Genomic DNA, 16,736 nt, shown 5'->3' on the forward strand with positions numbered 1-16,736 from the left:
TCCGCGACGCCATCACCGGAAACCCTTGGCTACCAACAAACATCAAAATAGCCTGAACAGTTACGTTGCTTAAAATTACGAACGCTTGTTCGATTGTTTTGCGGTATTCTTGAGGGGTGTCCGAGACCTTCCTTCCCGAGTTGCCGCAGGAACTGTGGCGCGCCGGCAAGCTGGAGCTTGCCCAGGGCGTGCAGCAGTCCTTGCAGGTGATCAGGATGGCCACCGCCGGTCTGGGGCGATTCTTGGCGGAGGTCGAGTCTCGGGGTGTCAAAGACTTGTACGGCTATGGCCGCACGGCGAACTGGTTCGCTGATGTGGCGGGGTTGTCGGTCGGTGAGGCGGGTGCGGTGGTGAATCGGGCGATCGCCCTGAACCCGACCCGCGCGTTGGACGGTACCGAGGTTCCGCCTGTCGCGCCCGCCACCGCCGCTGTCGCCGCGGAGGGGCTGGTCGGGAATGAACGGATCGACCAAATTCTGGAGATTCTGAAGAAGCTCCCGGCCGATACCTCGACTGAGGATCGGGCGAGTGCGGAGAAGATTCTCGCCGACCTCGCCCGCGACGCGGGTCCCCGCCAGCTCGCGGACGCTGAAGCGAACCTGCTCGCCTGGCTCGACCCCGACGGCAACGAGCCGAAAGATCCCGAACCCGCCCAGCCGCGCCGCGAGATCACCCTGGAGCGCCGCAAAGACGGCTACTGGAAACTCACCGGTCTCCTCGACGACGAAACCGGTGCCCGCACCGCGGCGGCGCTGGAGGCGCACGCGGCGCCACGCCCGGTCGACGAGTTCGGCCAAGCCGATCTCCGGATGAAATGCGAACGCATGGGCGACGCCTGGGTCGACATCCTGGACCTCGCGATCGCCTGCCCCGACCAGCCCGGCACCAACGGCTACCGCACCCTCTTGCATGTCACCATCGGACTCGACGCACTGAAATCCGGCCTCGGGACCGCGTGCCTCGACTTCGTCGGGACGATGACCGCCCGCGAGGCCCGGCTCGCGGCCTGCGACTGCCTGATGCTGCCGGTCGTGATGAGCGCCGCTGGTGAGCCCCTCGACGTGGGACGGCTGCGACGGTTCGTCACTCCCGGCCAACGCCGTGCGTTGAACATCCGGGACGGCGGCTGCGCGTTCCCCGGCTGTCATCGGCGGCCCAAGAACTGCCACGCACACCACATTCACCACTGGGCAGACGGAGGCCCCACCGATCTCCGGAATCTCGTGCTGCTCTGCGGTTTCCACCACCGCCTGATCCACCACGGCGACTGGCAAGTCCGCATGGCAGCCGATGGGTTACCGGAATTCATCCCACCCCAATACCGAGATCCACTCCGAAAACCCCGCCGCAACACCCTCCACCACCGCTGACCCCGAGGAGCCCGCCAGCCACACCGGCGACGGGCCCCTCGCCATGCCCAGGGGACAACACCGGGTCAAGGGAGCGTGTTCCGGCGGCCTGCTTGGGTACCCGCGGTGCCCTCATCTCACGACAGAACGCTCGCGAGCGTCCCGAGGGGGCCCACCTTCGCCCGCTCGAAGTACATGAAGGACCCCTTCCTTGCGCCTAGGTACAGGAAGGGGTCCTTCACGTACCAGGGAACGCGTGAAGGACCCCTTCCCTCGGCTCAGCCGAGGAAAGGACCCCTTCACGCGCTCAAGTTCCGACCCGCCGGTGCCACCGAGACTTCCCGTTCCGTAAAGGCCCCCTTGAGGGACCCAGAGTCCCTCAAGGGGCCCTTCACGGAACGACGAACAGGAGCGCCCCGCATGACCGGACCGATCACCCACGACCGTGTGGATTTCTGGTCATCCAACGGCCCACAGTCCTCACCGCAAGAGAACATGAAGACCTCCTCATCCGTCCTTAACGGACGATTCAGGAGCGCGCCACAAGCTGATCACCGTGACCGGCTACAGCTACACAACCCGCCAAGCCCCAAAGCCAGCACCAAGCAAACCCACCCGAGCCTGGCTGATCCCCGCCGCCGCCATACCCGCACTCGGCACCGCGCTGATCCCCGGCGGACCAGGCTGGCACGGCGCGATCGTGCTGGCCGTGTTCACCGCGGCCGTCGGCGCATGGGTACTGACCCGCCTGGACGACACATGGGTCGCCCTGACAGCGGTGGCCGTCCTCGCCGTGATCGGGATCCTGGCGCCCACCGACCTCTTCGCCACGCTCGGCGCGGAGCTGGTGTGGCTGCTGATCGCGGCGTTCGTGCTGGCCGCCGGGTTGACCGGTTCGGGGTTGGTCGACCGGTTCGTGGCTGTGTTGCCGGCGCGGGCGCGGTCGGTGCGGGGGCTGGCGCATCTGTCGACGGTCGCACTGGTCGTTTCGTCACTGCTGGTCCCGTCGACGTCGGGGCGGGTGGCGCTGGCGGTGCCGGTGTTCACGGCGTTGGCGGGCGCGCTCGCCGGGTTGCCGCGGGTGGTCCGGGCGCTGGCGGTGCTGTTCCCGACGGTGGTGCTGTTGTCGGCGGTCTCGACACTCATCGGCGCGGGCGCGCATCTGGTCGCCGATCAGCTCCTGCGTGAAGCGTCCGGTGACGGCATCGGCTTCCTGCGCTGGCTGTTGCTGGGGCTGCCGCTGGCGGTGGTGTCGTCCCACCTCGCGGTCGAGGTCGTGCTGCGACTGTTCACCACCCGTGAGGATCGTCGTGCCCGGTTCGACCTGCGTGCGCTGTTTCCGCCGCGCGGGCCGTGGACGCGGGTGGAGCGGTTCGCGGCGGTCACCGTCGGGGTGGTGCTGGTGCTGTGGTGCACCGAACCGTGGCACGGCCTGCCGCCCGCGCTGGTCGGGCTCGTCGGCGCGTTGGCGATGTGCGTGCCGCCGCATCGGGTCACCACGGGCACGGCGCTGAAGACGGTGCCGTGGTCGTTGCTGCTGTTCACCGCGGCGACGGCCGCGCTGGGCAGTGCGCTGGTGGGGTCGGGGGCGGCGGCGTGGGTGGCGGACGTGGCCTTGAGTCCTGCCAGGAGCGCGCCGCCGTGGCTGGTGCTGACGGTGGTGATCGTGGTGAGCACGGCCGCGCATCTGGCGGTGCAGTCCCGGTCGGCGCGGTCTTCGGTGCTGGTGCCGGTGGTGATCCCGCTGGCGGCGGCCGCCGGTCTCGCCCCGGCCGCGGCGGTGTTCGCCTCGACCGCGGCGGCGGGGTTCTGCCACACCCTCACGTCTTCCGCCAAACCTGTCGCCCTGTTCTCCGACATCGACGGCGTGCCGACCTATTCGTCCCGCGACCTGCTCCGGCTGTCGGGCGTGCTCGCGCCGCTGCACGTGGTCGTCGTCGCCGTCTTCGCCTTGCTCGTCTGGCCTTGCCTTGGCCTTCCGCTCGTGCCGTGAACAACCAGGAGGAAGTCATGCGGATCGTTGTCGCCCCCAGTGGGTTCAAGGAAAGTCTCGGTGCCGAAGCCGCCGCCGACGCCATCGCCGAGGGCGTCCTGCGGGTCGTCCCGTTCGCGGAGATCGACCGCGTCCCGCTGGTGGACGGCGGCGAGGGTTCGGCCGCGGCGCTGGCCGGGAGCACCGGCGGGAAGGTGGTGGACACCGTCGTCACCGGTCCGATCGGGCTGCCGGTGCGCTCCCATTTCGCCATTCTCGGCGACGGGTCGACGGCGGTGGTCGAGATGGCGGCGGCCGCGGGGCTGCGGCTGGTGCCCGTCGACCGTCGCGATCCCGGTCGCACCACCAGCCGCGGTGTCGGCGAGCTGATGATCGCCGCGCTCGACTCCGGTTGTTCCTCGGTGCTCGTCGGCTGCGGTGACTCAGGCGTGTCCGACGGCGGGGCCGGGGCGCTCCAGGCGCTGGGGGCGCGGGTACTCGACCGCGCGGGCCAGGAAGTCGGCCCCGGCGGGGCGGAACTGGCGCGCGTGCGCCATATCGACGTCGCCGGGCTGGATCCCAGACTGGCGGACACCGAACTGCGGCTGGCGGTCAACCCGCACAACGTCCTGTGCGGCCCGCGCGGCGTGGCCAGGGTGTTCGGCCCGCAGAAGGGCGCCACGCCCGAACAGGTGGAGCGGTTGGCGGCGGCGCTGGACAACTGGGCCGAGGTGCTGCGCCGTGATCTCGGCGCCGACGTCGCGCTCGCCCCCGGTTCGGGCGCGTCCGGCGGTCTCGGCGCGGGTTTGCGTGCGGCGCTGGGAGCCCGGCTGCTGCCGCGTTTCGAGGTCCTGCTGGACCACGTCGACCTCGACGCCAGGCTGGCCGCGGCCGATCTCGTGGTCACCGCCGAAGGCACGATCGACGCCCAGACCCCGCACGGGAAGGTGCCCGCCGAGGTGGCCCGCCGGGCCAAGGCGCACGGCAAGCCGGTGATCGCGCTCGCCGGGCGGATCGGCATCGACGCCGACACCACCTACGCCGTCGGCATCGACGCCTTCCAGGCCATCCAGCCCGGCCCGGTGGGTCTGGACGAGGCGATCCTGCGCGGCGCGGAGTTCCTCACCGATGCCGCCGAGCGGATGCTGCGGATCGTGCTCGTCGGCACGCGCCTGTCAGCGCCCGTTATGTGAAGATTCCTTCATCTTGTCCTCATCTTCACCCCATCGACGACCGGGAAGGTGGCTCCATGGCCCGCTCGCCGCGTATCGCCCTCCTCGCCGCCGCCGTGGCGCTCCCGCTCGGTGCGGCGGCGGTCACCTGGGCGTGGCCGGAACCGCCCGCGCCGCGGGCGCCGATCGAGGTGAAACTGAGGGATCACCCGGCACCGGCCCCGCCACCGACCAGCAGTTCCATGCCGTTGGTCGTGCCACCGCCGTCGGCGGTCCCGCCGGGTGACGACCAGGACGACGACGGTGTCGATGGCGACGACTGAACCCCGGCGGCGGCCAAGGATGCGGGCGGTTCCCGCGCGGATCCGGATCATGGGCTGGCTGTTGCTGCTCGTCGCGGTGGTGACGGTGTCGACGACGCTGGTCACCTACAACCTGCTGCTGCGCGAGGTCGACAGCGACGTCAACGCCGCGCTCGAACAGGAGGCCGCCGAGCTGGGCCAGGTGCTGGCCGAGGGGGTCGACCGTGCCACCGGGCAGCCGTTCACGGACGTCCGATCCGCGCTGACGGCGCATCTGCGGCGCCAGTACGTCGACGACGACGAGGTGGTGCTGGCCTGGACGCCGTCGTCCGGGCCGATCCTGCAGGACCGTGAAGAACCGTTCCGGCTGGGTGAGCACCCGGCGGTGCTGGACCCGATCCTCGCCGACCCGGCGCGCAGCGGGACCGCGCGGACACCGGCCGGGGAGATGCGCTGGATCCGCGTCGACGCTTCCGGCACCCGCGACGGCGACAGGGGTTCCTTCGTCGTCGGCTACTTCGTGGACCGCGACCGCGCCGAGATCGCCGCCACCGTGCGGACCCTGCTGTTCGTCGGCCTGCTCGCGCTGGTCCTGGCCGGGGCCGCGGCGTGGCTGGTCGCGGGCCAGATCCTCGCGCCGGTGCGGCTGGTGCGCCGCGCCGCCGCCGAGATCACCGAACACGACCTGACCCGGCGTATCCCGGTGGACGGCCGTGACGACGTGGCCGCGCTCGCCGAACAGTTCAACGCCATGCTCGACCGGCTCGACGTCGCGTTCGCCACGCAGCGGCGTTTCCTCGACGACGCCGGGCACGAACTGCGGACCCCCATCACGATCGTGCTCGGCCATCTCGAACTGCTCGACGAAGACCCGGTCGCGCGGGCCGAGGCGATCCGGTTGTGCGTCGACGAACTGGACCGGATGAACCGCATCGTCGGCGATCTCCTGCTGCTGGCCAAGGCCGAGCAGCCCGATTTCGTCACCATCGCCCCCACCGACGTCACCGAGCTGACCAGCGACCTCTACGCCAAGGTCCGCACCATCGGCGACCGTCGCTGGCGGCTGGAGGCGCTCGGTGAAGGGCAGGTGGCGCTCGACGAGCAGCGGATGACCCAAGCTGTGGTGCAGCTGGCCCAGAACGCCGTCCAGCACACCGAAGACGGCGCGGAGATCCTCATCGGCTCGGCCGTGTCCGAAGACACCGTGTCGTTCTGGGTGGCCGATCACGGTCCCGGGGTGCCACAGGAGGACGCCGAGGCGATCTTCCAGCGGTTCAAACGGGGGCCGTCGGGCGGTCACCGGAGCGGGGCCGGGCTCGGGCTGGCGATCGTCCGCGCCATCGCCGAGGCACAGGACGGCCTGGTCCGGCTGGAATCGGCGCCGGGGCGCGGCGCGCGGTTCACCATCGAAATCCCTGTCCGCACCGTCGAGCCGAGTCAACCGGGAGGCACGCCGTGGCCCGTATCCTGATCGCCGAGGACGAGGAGCGCATCGCCTCGTTCGTCCGCAAAGGACTGATCGCCAACGGATTCACCACCACCGTGGTCGCCGACGGGGAACAGGCCCTCCAGCACGCCCTCGGCGACGGCTACGACCTGCTGGTGCTCGACCTCGGCCTGCCTTCGCGCGACGGCCTGTCCGTGCTGCGCACCCTGCGCGATCACCACAACACCACCCCGGTGGTGATCCTCACCGCACACGATTCGCCGCAGACCACCCTGGCCGGGCTGGAAGGCGGGGCGGACGACTACATGGCGAAACCGTTCCGCTTCGACGAGCTGCTGGCCCGCATCAGGCTCCGGTTGCGCCGCACCGAACTCGTGGCCGAGACCACCGTGCTGCACGCCGGTCCGCTGTCGCTGGATCTGCGCACCCGGCGCGCGGACGTCGACGGCACCGGCGTGGAGCTGACCTCACGCGAGTTCGCCCTCCTGGAGCTGTTCATCCGCCACCAGGGCCAGGTGCTCACCCGCGAGCAGATCCTCTCCCACGTGTGGGGTTACGACTTCGACCCCGGCTCCAACATCGTCGACGTGTACGTCCGCACCCTGCGGCGCAAGATCGGCGCCGGCCACATCCGCACCGCCCGCGGCATGGGGTACGCGTTCGACCCCGGCTACACATCACCTTGACTCCCGCCGGACCGCACCGGAGAGTGAAGTCCGAACCCACGCGTCGGCAGGTGGAGGAACCCGGTGAGAGTCCGGGGCGGTCCCGCCACTGTCACTCCTGAGCCATCAGGGGAAGCCAGGAACTCCGGCCGGCGCGACCGCACGACCCGGGGCGCGGACACCCCGAGTGAGGACTGCTGTGATCCTGCTTCTGTCCACTTCGGACACCGACCTGCTCAGCGCCCGTTCCAGCGAGGCCGAGTACCGGCTGGCGAACCCCGCCCGGCTCGACCTGGCGGAGCTGCCGGCCCTGCTCGAAGGCGCCCCGATCGTCGTCGTCCGGATCCTCGGCTCCGAACGCAGCTGGCAGGAGGGACTGGACACCGTCCGCGCGAGCGGCGCGCACGTGGTGGTCCTCGGTGGTGAGCAGACGCCGGACGCGCAGCTCATGAAGCTGTCCACGGTCCCGGCGGGCACGGCGGCGGAGGCGCACGCGTACCTCGCGCAGGGCGGGCCGGAGAACCTCACCCAGCTGCACCGCTTCCTGAGCGACACGCTCCTTCTGACGGGTGACGGCTTCGAGCCGCCCGCGGTGCAGCCGCTCTGGGGTGTCCTCGAGCGCACGCCCAAGACCACCGAGGGTCCGGTCATCGCGATCCTCTACTACCGGGCGCATCACCTGTCCGGCAACACCGAGTTCGTCCACGCCCTTTCCGACGCCGTCGAGGACGCCGGGGGCCGCGCGCTGCCGATCCACTGCGCGTCCCTGCGCACCCGCGAGCCGGAGATGATGGCCGAGCTGGCCAAGGCCGACGCGCTCCTGGTCACCGTGCTGGCCGCCGGCGGCACCAAGCCGTCCGAGGTCGGCGCGGGCGGGGACGACGAGGCGTGGGACGTCGCCGAGATGGCCGCGCTCGACATCCCGATCCTGCAGGCGTTGTGCCTGACCAGCGACCGCGAGACGTGGTCCGCGAACGACGACGGCCTCTCCCCGCTCGACGCGGGCAACCAGATGGCCGTCCCCGAGTTCGACGGCCGTCTCATCACCGTCCCGTTCTCGTTCAAGGAGATCGACGACGACGGCCTCCCGAAGTACGTGCCGGACGCCGAGCGCGCGTCCCGCGTCGCGAAGATCGCGCTGGCCCACGCCCGGTTGCGCCACACGCCGCCCCCTGAGCGCAAGATCGCGCTGATGCTCTCCGCGTACCCGACGAAGCACTCCCGCGTCGGCAACGCCGTCGGCCTCGACACGCCCGCGTCCGCGATCGAACTGCTGCGCCGCATGCGCGAGCGCGGCTACGACCTGGGTGAGGACCCATTCCCCGGCGTCGAGCCCACCGGCACCGACCAGCCCGACGGCGACGCGCTGATCCACGCGCTCATCGCCGCGGGCGGCCAGGATCCGGAATGGCTCACCGAGGAACAGCTGTCCGGCAACCCGATCCGCGTCCCCGCCGACAAGTACCGCGCGTGGTTCGCCGAGCTGCCCGCGGAACTGCGCGAGGGCATGGAGGAGCATTGGGGCCCTGCGCCCGGTGAGCTCTACGTCGACAACGGCGACATCGTGCTGGCGTCCCTGCAGTCCGGCAACGTCATCCTGATGATCCAGCCGCCGCGAGGCTTCGGCGAGAACCCGGTGGCGATCTACCACAACCCGGACCTCCCGCCGAGCCACCACTACCTGGCCGCGTACCGCTGGCTGGAAGAAGAGTTCGGCGCGCACGCCGTCGTCCACCTCGGGAAACACGGTTCGCTGGAATGGCTTCCCGGCAAGACCGCGGGGCTGTCGGACTCCTGCGCGCCGGACGCCGTCCTCGGCAACCTGCCGCTGATCTACCCGTTCCTGATCAACGACCCCGGCGAGGGCGCGCAGGCGAAACGGCGCGCGCACGCGACGATCGTCGACCACCTGATCCCGCCGATGGCGCGCGCCGAAAGCTACGGCGACATGGCCCGCCTGGAGCAGCTTCTCGACGAGCACGCCAACATCGCCGCGATGGACCCGGCGAAGCTGCCCGCGGTCCGCGCGCAGATCTGGACGCTGATCCAGGCCGCGAAACTGGATCACGACCTCGGTGTCGAGGAACGTCCGCACGACGCCGAGTTCGACGACTTCCTGCTGCACATCGACGGCTGGCTGTGCGAGGTCAAGGACGCGCAGATCCGCGACGGCCTGCACATCCTCGGCGCCGCACCGGAAGGCGAGGCGCGGATCAACCTCGTGCTCGCGATGCTGCGCGCCCAGCAGATGTGGGGCGGCAAACAGGGCGCGGTCCCCGGCCTGCGTTCCGCGTTGGGGCTCAAGGAGAACAGCGACGCTCCACTGTCCGAAGTGGACGCCATCGAGCAGAAAGCCCGGTCGCTCGTCGTGGCGATGGAGGCCAGGGACTGGTCCCCCGCCGCGGTCGCGGAGGTCGTCGCCGACGTGCCGGAGCACCAGGAGGTCGCCCGCGTGCTGACCTTCGCCGCCACCGAGATCGTGCCGCGGCTGGCGGGCACCGGCGCCGAGATCGACGCCGTGCTCCACGCGCTCGACGGCGGCTACATCCCAGCCGGGCCCAGCGGTTCCCCCCTGCGCGGCCTGATCAACGTGCTGCCGACCGGCCGGAACTTCTACACCGTCGACCCGAAGGCCATTCCGAGCCGTCTCGCCTGGGAGACCGGGCAGGCGCTCGCCGACTCGCTTCTCCGCCGCTACAAGGAGGACACGGGCGACTGGCCGCGTTCGGTCGGTCTCTCGGTGTGGGGCACGTCGGCCATGCGCACGTCGGGTGACGACGCGGCGGAAGTCCTTGCCCTGCTGGGTGTCCAGCCGGTCTGGGACGAGGCCTCGCGACGGGTCACCGGGATCGAAGCCATCTCGCTCGCCGAACTCGGCCGCCCGCGGATCGACGTCACCGTGCGGATCAGCGGTTTCTTCCGCGACGCCTTCCCGCATGTGATCAGCCTGATGGACGACGCCGTCCGCCTAGTGGCGAACCTCGACGAACCGGACGAACAGAACTTCGTCCGCGCCCACACCCGCGCGGATCTGGCCGCGCACGGGGACGAACGCCGGGCCACCACGAGGATCTTCGGCTCCAAGCCCGGCGCGTACGGCGCGGGCCTGCTGCCGCTGATGGATTCCGGGAACTGGCGCGACGACAAGGATCTCGCCGAGGTCTACGCGGTCTGGGGCGGCTTCGCCTACGGTCGCGACCTCGACGGCAGGCCCGCGCGCGAGGACATGGAGAACTCGTACAAGCGGATCGTGGTCGCGGCCAAGAACACCGACACCCGCGAGCACGACATCGCCGACTCCGACGACTACTTCCAGTACCACGGCGGGATGATCGCGACGGTCCGCGCGCTCACCGGCACCGCGCCCGCGTCCTACGTCGGCGACAGCACCACCCCGGACGCGGTCCGCACGCGCACCCTCGGCGAGGAGACCGCCCGCGTCTTCCGTGCCCGCGTGGTCAACCCACGCTGGCTGGCGGCGATGCGCAAGCACGGCTACAAGGGCGCTTTCGAGCTGGCGGCGACCGTCGACTACCTCTTCGGTTTCGACGCCACGGCCGGGGTGGTCGGCGACTGGATGTACGAGAAGCTCACCGAGTCCTACGTGCTCGACGAGGTCAACCAGGAGTTCCTGCGCCAGGCGAATCCGTGGGCATTGCGCGGCATCATCGAACGGCTGAACGAGGCGGCCGACCGCGGGCTCTGGGCGGAACCGGACGCCGATCTTTTGGCTCAGCTGCGCGAGGTCTACCTCTCCCTGGAGGGCGACCTCGAATCCTGACGTCACCCGCTGGAGCAGCGCCATGGCACTCCCGGCGGTACCACTGTCGTATGCGCAGAACTTAGCGTGACAAGGGCGGTGGGACGTCAATGATCGGGAGGACAGCGATGATCAAGCGTCTGTTGAAGGTCGTGCTTCGCCACGGTTGCTGCTCGGCGTGCACCGGTCTGGGCTGCGGCTGCTGCGACGCCTGCAAGTAGAAGTTCAGAGGTGGACACCCGGAATGTGGGTGTTCGCGCGGCGGACGCCGGCGGCGAGGGCGGGTACCTCGATCACCCGGCGTCCGGCCGCCTCCAGCGTTTCGGCGCCGACGCAGTCGACGAACACCGACGGCTCGCGCCAGGCGAAAACGATGCGAGGGATGCCGGCGTCGAGGATGAGCTGGGTGCAGCTTCGCGGATGTGACGTCCGCGAGCTGCACGGCTCCAGCGACGTGTACATCGTCGCCTCCGCCAGTCTCGGATCTCCCGGTTCGAGCTTGGCGAGGGCGGCTTCTTCCGCGTGGTTGGCGGGATCGCCGTCGCCCGAGTAACCGGTGGAGATCACTTCGCCGTCGGCGGCGGTGATGACGGCGCCGACACGGAACGTGCGCGGCGGGCAGTTCTCGGCCAGAGCGATGGCCTCGCGCAGACGCAGAATGTCCACTTCGGACGGTTCCGGCGTCGAGTGGTACTCCAGTACGGCGATGTCCCCCAGCCGTGTGCTTTTAACCAGCGTCAGCCCGCGCGGAAAAGCGCCTTCGTCGGCGAAGCGCGGCGCCAGCGGGTCGCCGACGAAGAACGGCGCGATGGCCAGGTGCAGTTCGTCGACCAGGCCTTCGGTGAGAAACTGGGTGTGGATCGCGCCACCGCCTTCGACCATCAGCCGCCGCACGCCGCGCGCGAAGAGATCCGCCAGCATTTCGTGCAGGCCGGACAGTTCGACGACGGTCGCCTTCACTCCCGTGACGACACCGGGCGGGGCGTAGACCAGTTTCTCCGCGTCACCGACGGTGAAGAACTGTGCCGCCGGATCGAGTGACCCACTCCGCGTGAGGGTGACCTTGACCGGCTGCTCCGGACGGCCCGCCGCGACCCGTTCCGCGACGAGCTCCGGCGAACGGATCAACAGGCGCGGATTGTCCGCGCGAACCGTGTTCGCGCCGACGAGGATCGCGTCGGACGCCGCGCGCAGCCCGTCCACCCTGGCCCAGTCCTCGTCGTTGGACAGCACCAGCCGGGTGTCGGTCGCGTCGTCGAGGTAGCCGTCCAGCGAAACCGCGGCGGACAGCAGGACGTGAGGGCGTTCGGTCACGCTCGTCAGTATGCCCCGGCCGGTCGCGGGTCGCCGAGGTGACGGACCTTGTCTCGGGGCGGTTGGCTTGCGTCAGGTGCTCCGTTGCCGGAATTCGGCAATGGCTTGGCGTGGGATCCGGAACGCCCCCTGGTGATCGAGGTCGACGCGCCGGTGCCGTTGCCGGAATTTGGCAACGACTGCCCGCAGGATCCGGGGGACGACCCGGTATCGCGTGATCGGAGTCGACTCAGCGGCGCCGTTACCGCAAAACGGCAACGCCTGCTCGCGTAAGCCAGGGAGCACCCACACAGCGCGATAACGGTCGACACACCGGCGACTATTACCGGCAGAGACACCCTGATTCCAAGGCCAGCGCTCAAGAAGTCCCGTCCTCACACCGTTTACCACTACCGGGCGAACATCGCCAAGCGCGCACATCCCGAATTTCCCTTGCCACCACTGGCATTACCGAATATCGGCGACGGTGATGGCAGTCGCATGATCCAGAACTGTCGGTGGCGGGTTGTAGGTTCATCGGGTGGACACATCCCGAGCCACCGCTGTGGCGATACTCGAAGAAATCACCAGCCCCGACAACCTGAAGGCCATCAATGCCGCCGCGGATTCGTTGGACGACAACGAATCCGTCGCCCTCGCGAAAGCGGCGTCAGCGGGGATCGCCCGGCTGGAGGCGATCCGTTACCGTGCCCTGTCCCAGCTGAACCGGCATCGCGAAGGCGCGCGTAGCGTCACTCAGGAAGTCGCGTTCGCCCTGTCGGTGGGCGACAAGTATGCGGCCGGGCTGGTCGCCGCGGCCGACGCGTTGACCACCAGGCTGCCCCGCACCCTTGGCTTGATGGACAAGGGCCAAGTGGACGGGTTCGGCGCGATGAAAGTCGTGACGGCCACCGCGTGGCTGTCCGACGAGCACGCGCTCGCCGCCGACGCCTTGCTGGAAGACCGATTGCCCGGCAAGAACGCCGACCAGATCCGCAAAGCGGCGAACCACGCGGCGACGACCGTCGATCGTGAGGGCGCGGACAAGCGCTGCGAGCAAGCCCGCGAAGGCCGACGGCTCGTGGTGAGTCAGGGTGAGGCGGGCGTGGCCTCGCTGGAGATCGAGGACGGCCCGGTGGAGAAGGTCACCGCCGCCTACAACCGGATCAACCGGGAGGCCCGCGCGCTCAAGACCGGTGACGAGACTCGCACTTTGGACCAGCTTCGCGCCGACGTCGCCCTCGACCTCCTGTTGGGCGGCAGCGGCGGGAAAAGTGAACGCCCCGAAGTATTCCTTTACATGGACCTCTTCACCTACCTCGGCCTCAACGACGACCCGGCGGAAATGGCCGGACACGGCCACATCCCGGCATCGCTGGCGCGGCATATCGCGAGCGGACCCGACACGGTGCTGCGGCGGATCATCACCGACCCGCTGTCAGGTCAGGTCGCGGACCTCGGCCGGGACCGCTATCGCCCGACGGCCGGTCTTGACGAGTTCGTCCGGGTCCGCGACCGCGAATGCCGAAGACCGGGCTGCCACCGGCCCGCTCAGGCCTGCGATCTCGACCACTCCATCCCGTGGCAGTTCCAGGGGAACACCGACGCCGGCGACCTCATCGACTTCTGCCGCCGCGACCATCGGCTCAAGGACGAACCCGGGTGGATCTACCGGCTGGCACCGGACGGAACCCTGACGATCACCACACCGACCGGCCAGACCTACGACAGCACGCCTCCACCTCTGCACCCACCCCGTGCCGAGGAACCACCGTTCTGACCCTGTTGCCGCGAAACGGCAACCGGCCCCACTTCGCTCAGGTCCCCCTCACGCGTCGAAGTCCACCGTCACCGCGCCGGACACCGGCACCGGCACCGTGAGCCATGGTGAGCACGAAACCGCGCGGACCGCATTCGCGCCCCCTGCGAGACCGCGGCGGACAACAGGCGGCGGACAACAGGCGGCCCGGAGAAAATCGGTCGCACCGAAGCCGACGCTCGGCTAGCCTGTCGCGGTGATCTTCTGAGACGAACCTGCGCCCGTAATCCACCTCCTTCGCAGGGAGTCTCATGTCTTCTTCCTTGACGCTTTCCGACGTCACCTTCACCTGGCCGGACGGTGTTCCGGTGTTCGAGCGCCTTTCGCTCACCATCGGGGCCGGTCGCACCGGTCTGGTCGGCACCAACGGTTCCGGTAAGTCCACGCTGCTCAGGCTGCTCGCCGGCGACCTGCGAGCCACCACAGGCTCCATCACCACACCGGGTGAACTCGGGTACCTGCCCCAGAACCTCGTCCTCGACACCGGCCGCCGCGTCGACGACCTGCTGGGTGTCACCGCGATCCGCACGGCGATCAAGGCCGTCGAGAACGGTGATGACGCCGAGGAGCACTTCGCCACCATCGGCGACAACTGGGACGTCGAGGAGCGCATCCGCGCGATCCTCGGCAGGCTCGGCCTCGACGCCGTCCGCCTGGACCAGCGGGCGGGCGAGCTGTCCGGCGGCGAACTCACGCTGCTCGGGCTGGCCGCTCTGCTCCTGCGCCGTCCCGCCGCGCTGCTGCTCGACGAGCCGACCAACAATCTCGACCTGCGGGCACGCGAACTGGTGCACCGCGAGGTGGAGAGCTGGGGCGGCATCCTGGTGGTGGTCTCGCACGACCGCGAATTGCTGCGGCTGGTCGATCGGATCGCCGAGGTCCGTGAGCGCGAGGTCCCCGTGTACGGCGGCAATCTCGACGACTACGAGCACGCCATCGAAGTCGCGCAGGAAGCCGCGCGGCGACACGTCCGGGCGGCGGAATCCGACGTCAAACGGCAGAAGCGGGAGCTGGTCGAGGCCGGCATCAAACTCGCCCGGCGCGCCCGCTACGGCCAGCAGATGTGGGACCGGAAACGCGAACCCAAGGTGCGGATGCGCAAACGTCAGGAGGACGCGCAGATCGCCGCGGGCAAGTACCGGAATCTGCACACCGACAGGCTGGAGAACGCCGTCGAGACGCTGAAGGCCGCCGAAGAACTGGTGCGCGAGGACGCCGAAATCCGCGTCGAGCTGCCGGAAACGACGGTCCCACGCGGAACGGACGTGCTGCGGATCGACGCCGTGCCCCGGTTCGGCCCTGCGGTGAACCTGCACGTCATGGGACCCGAGCGGATCGCGCTCGTCGGCCCCAACGGTTCGGGCAAGACCACCCTGCTCCGCACGATCACCGGCGAACTCCCGCCGGAGTCGGGTGACGTGGGGCTGTTCGTGCCAGCCAGGCTGCTCCCCCAGCGGATCGACATTCTCGACGAGTCGGTGTCCATTGTGGACAATGTGCGGCTGGTCGCGCCGTCGCTCACGGACAACGAGATCCGCGCGAGGCTGGCGCGGTTCCTGTTCCGTGGCAAGGCGGCCGACCGCGAGGTGGCGTCGCTGTCCGGCGGGGAACGCTTCCGGGCGGCGCTGGCGACCCTGTTGCTGACCGAGCCCACGCCGCGCCTGCTGCTGCTCGACGAGCCGACGAACAACCTCGACCTGGCGAGCGTGCGGCGCCTGACCGAGGCGTTGCTGGCCTACCGGGGCACGCTGATCGTGGCAAGCCACGACCGGCCGTTCCTGAAGGACATCGGCATCACCCGCTGGCTACCTCTCCGCGATTAGTCCTCTGAATGCGGTACTTGCGTGTGCAACTACCGCATTCAGAGGACGAAATGCGGGGGTGGTCAGGCGTCGTAGTCCACGGTGACGGCCGCGGACACCGGCACCGACTGGCAGGTGAGCACGAAACCGGCGTCGACTTCGGCCTTCTCCAGGGCGAAGTTGCGCCGCATGTCCACCTTGCCGTCGCAGATCTTCGCCCGGCAGGTGCCGCATACGCCGCCCTTGCAGGCGAACGGCAGGTCCGGGCGGTACTTCTGCGCACCGTCGAGCAGAGAGGAGCTTCGCGGTAGCGTCATCGTCGTCGACCGGCCGTCGAGGACCAGCGTGACCTCACTGGACGCACCCACGACGGCCGGGTCGATGTGGTGCACCGGCTCCGGCGGAGTGTCCACATAGAACAGTTCCTGGTGGACACGATCTTCGGAGACGTCCAGCGAGCGCAGCAGTTCCTGCGCGCCGGTCACCATCTCGAACGGCCCGCACAGCCACCAGTGCGCGACGTCCTCGACCGGGATCAGCACGGTGCACAGGCGCCGCAGCTTCTCCACATCGAGCCGCCCGGTGAACAGTTCGGCCTCGCGCGGCTCGCGGGAGAGCACGTGGACGAGTTCGAGCCGCGCGGGATGACGGTCTTTCAGGTCCGCGAGGTCGTCGGCGAACATGACGGTGTCCGTCCGGCGGTTGCCGTAGAGCACGGTCACCGTGGCGTCGGAGTCGCTGAGCAGCGAAGACGCGATCGACAGCACCGGCGTGATCCCGGATCCGGCCGCGATCAGCACGTGGTGCCCAGAAACGTTCAGGTCCGGGGTGAAGCTGCCGGTCGGCGGCGCGACTTCGATCTCGTCGCCGGGCTTCACGTCGTGCACGAGCCACGACGAGAACAGTCCGCCCGGAACTTCGCGGACACCGACGCGCGGTGCCGCGCCGGCGGGCGCGCAGATCGAATACGAACGGCGCTCGTCGCGGCCGTCGATCTGGCGGCGCAGGGTCAGCGATTGGCCGGCCTTGAAGCGAAAGGTGTCCGCGAGGTTTTCGGGGACGTCGAAGGTCATCGCGACGGCGTCGTCGCACAAGCGCTGGACGTCGGACACCTTGAGGGTGTGGAAGCCCGTGCGGCGCAGGGTGGCGGTCACG

The 16,736-nt window shown here is 69.5% G+C and carries 12 protein-coding genes and 1 riboswitch; of the genes, 10 read left to right on the forward strand and 2 right to left on the reverse strand.

All coding sequences use genetic code 11. The features are described 5' to 3' along the window. Positions 1-116 precede the first annotated feature (116 nt). The 7 genes from DMH03_RS33380 (at position 117) to cobN (ending at position 10,688) form a co-directional block, all read left to right on the forward strand. On the forward strand, positions 117-1,370 hold the full coding sequence (locus DMH03_RS33380) for an HNH endonuclease signature motif containing protein (RefSeq protein ID WP_125796007.1): 1,254 nt from the start codon (positions 117-119) through the stop codon (positions 1,368-1,370). A 535-nt stretch (positions 1,371-1,905) separates the two neighbouring features. Next, a complete protein-coding gene (locus DMH03_RS33385; protein ID WP_125796008.1) occupies positions 1,906-3,342 on the forward strand; it encodes an SLC13 family permease in 1,437 nt (478 codons plus the stop codon). Positions 3,343-3,359: 17 nt separating this feature from the next. Continuing rightward, complete coding sequence (locus DMH03_RS33390; protein ID WP_125796009.1) at positions 3,360-4,514, forward strand: glycerate kinase; 1,155 nt, start codon at positions 3,360-3,362, stop codon at positions 4,512-4,514. Positions 4,515-4,570: 56 nt separating this feature from the next. Beyond that, the gene (locus tag DMH03_RS33395; RefSeq protein ID WP_125796010.1) at positions 4,571-4,816 is read left to right on the forward strand and encodes a small hydrophilic protein; all 246 of its coding nucleotides are present in this window, start codon (positions 4,571-4,573) and stop codon (positions 4,814-4,816) included. Beyond that, positions 4,803-6,266 carry a HAMP domain-containing sensor histidine kinase gene (locus DMH03_RS33400; protein ID WP_233611779.1) on the forward strand — a complete coding sequence of 488 codons (1,464 nt, stop codon included), beginning with the start codon at positions 4,803-4,805 and terminating at the stop codon, positions 6,264-6,266. The genes DMH03_RS33395 and DMH03_RS33400 overlap by 14 nt, the downstream gene beginning before the upstream one ends. Beyond that, entirely contained in the window at positions 6,251-6,928 is a 678-nt protein-coding gene (locus DMH03_RS33405) for a response regulator transcription factor (RefSeq protein WP_125796011.1), read from the forward strand. The genes DMH03_RS33400 and DMH03_RS33405 overlap by 16 nt, the downstream gene beginning before the upstream one ends. Before the next feature lie 53 nt (positions 6,929-6,981). Continuing rightward, positions 6,982-7,053: riboswitch (cobalamin riboswitch) on the forward strand. Between the two features lie 53 nt (positions 7,054-7,106). Next, a complete protein-coding gene (cobN, locus tag DMH03_RS33410; RefSeq protein ID WP_125796012.1) occupies positions 7,107-10,688 on the forward strand; it encodes a cobaltochelatase subunit CobN in 3,582 nt (1,193 codons plus the stop codon). A gap of 204 nt (positions 10,689-10,892) precedes the next feature. Here cobN and DMH03_RS33415 read toward each other — a convergent pair whose 3' ends face one another. After that, entirely contained in the window at positions 10,893-11,981 is a 1,089-nt protein-coding gene (locus DMH03_RS33415) for a dihydrofolate reductase family protein (protein ID WP_125796013.1), read from the reverse strand. Between the two features lie 84 nt (positions 11,982-12,065). On the opposite strand from DMH03_RS33415, the gene DMH03_RS33420 reads away from it, so the two are divergent. The 3 genes from DMH03_RS33420 to DMH03_RS33430 all read left to right on the forward strand — a co-directional run bounded on the left by DMH03_RS33420 (position 12,066) and on the right by DMH03_RS33430 (position 15,602). Beyond that, on the forward strand, positions 12,066-12,254 hold the full coding sequence (locus DMH03_RS33420; RefSeq protein ID WP_125796014.1) for a hypothetical protein: 189 nt from the start codon (positions 12,066-12,068) through the stop codon (positions 12,252-12,254). Positions 12,255-12,561: 307 nt separating this feature from the next. Next, positions 12,562-13,740 carry an HNH endonuclease signature motif containing protein gene (locus DMH03_RS33425; protein WP_233611799.1) on the forward strand — a complete coding sequence of 393 codons (1,179 nt, stop codon included), beginning with the start codon at positions 12,562-12,564 and terminating at the stop codon, positions 13,738-13,740. Positions 13,741-14,030: 290 nt separating this feature from the next. Beyond that, positions 14,031-15,602, forward strand: coding sequence for an ABC-F family ATP-binding cassette domain-containing protein (locus DMH03_RS33430; RefSeq protein WP_125796015.1), 1,572 nt, complete (start codon positions 14,031-14,033; stop codon positions 15,600-15,602). Between the two features lie 62 nt (positions 15,603-15,664). On the opposite strand, the gene paaE is transcribed toward DMH03_RS33430, so the two are convergent. Next, positions 15,665-16,735 carry a 1,2-phenylacetyl-CoA epoxidase subunit PaaE gene (gene paaE, locus DMH03_RS33435; RefSeq protein WP_125796016.1) on the reverse strand — a complete coding sequence of 357 codons (1,071 nt, stop codon included), beginning with the start codon at positions 16,733-16,735 and terminating at the stop codon, positions 15,665-15,667. Between the last annotated feature and the right edge of the window lies 1 nt (position 16,736).

It is taken from the genome of Amycolatopsis sp. WAC 01376, from assembly GCF_003947415.1.
GTDB lineage: Bacteria > Actinomycetota > Actinomycetes > Mycobacteriales > Pseudonocardiaceae > Amycolatopsis.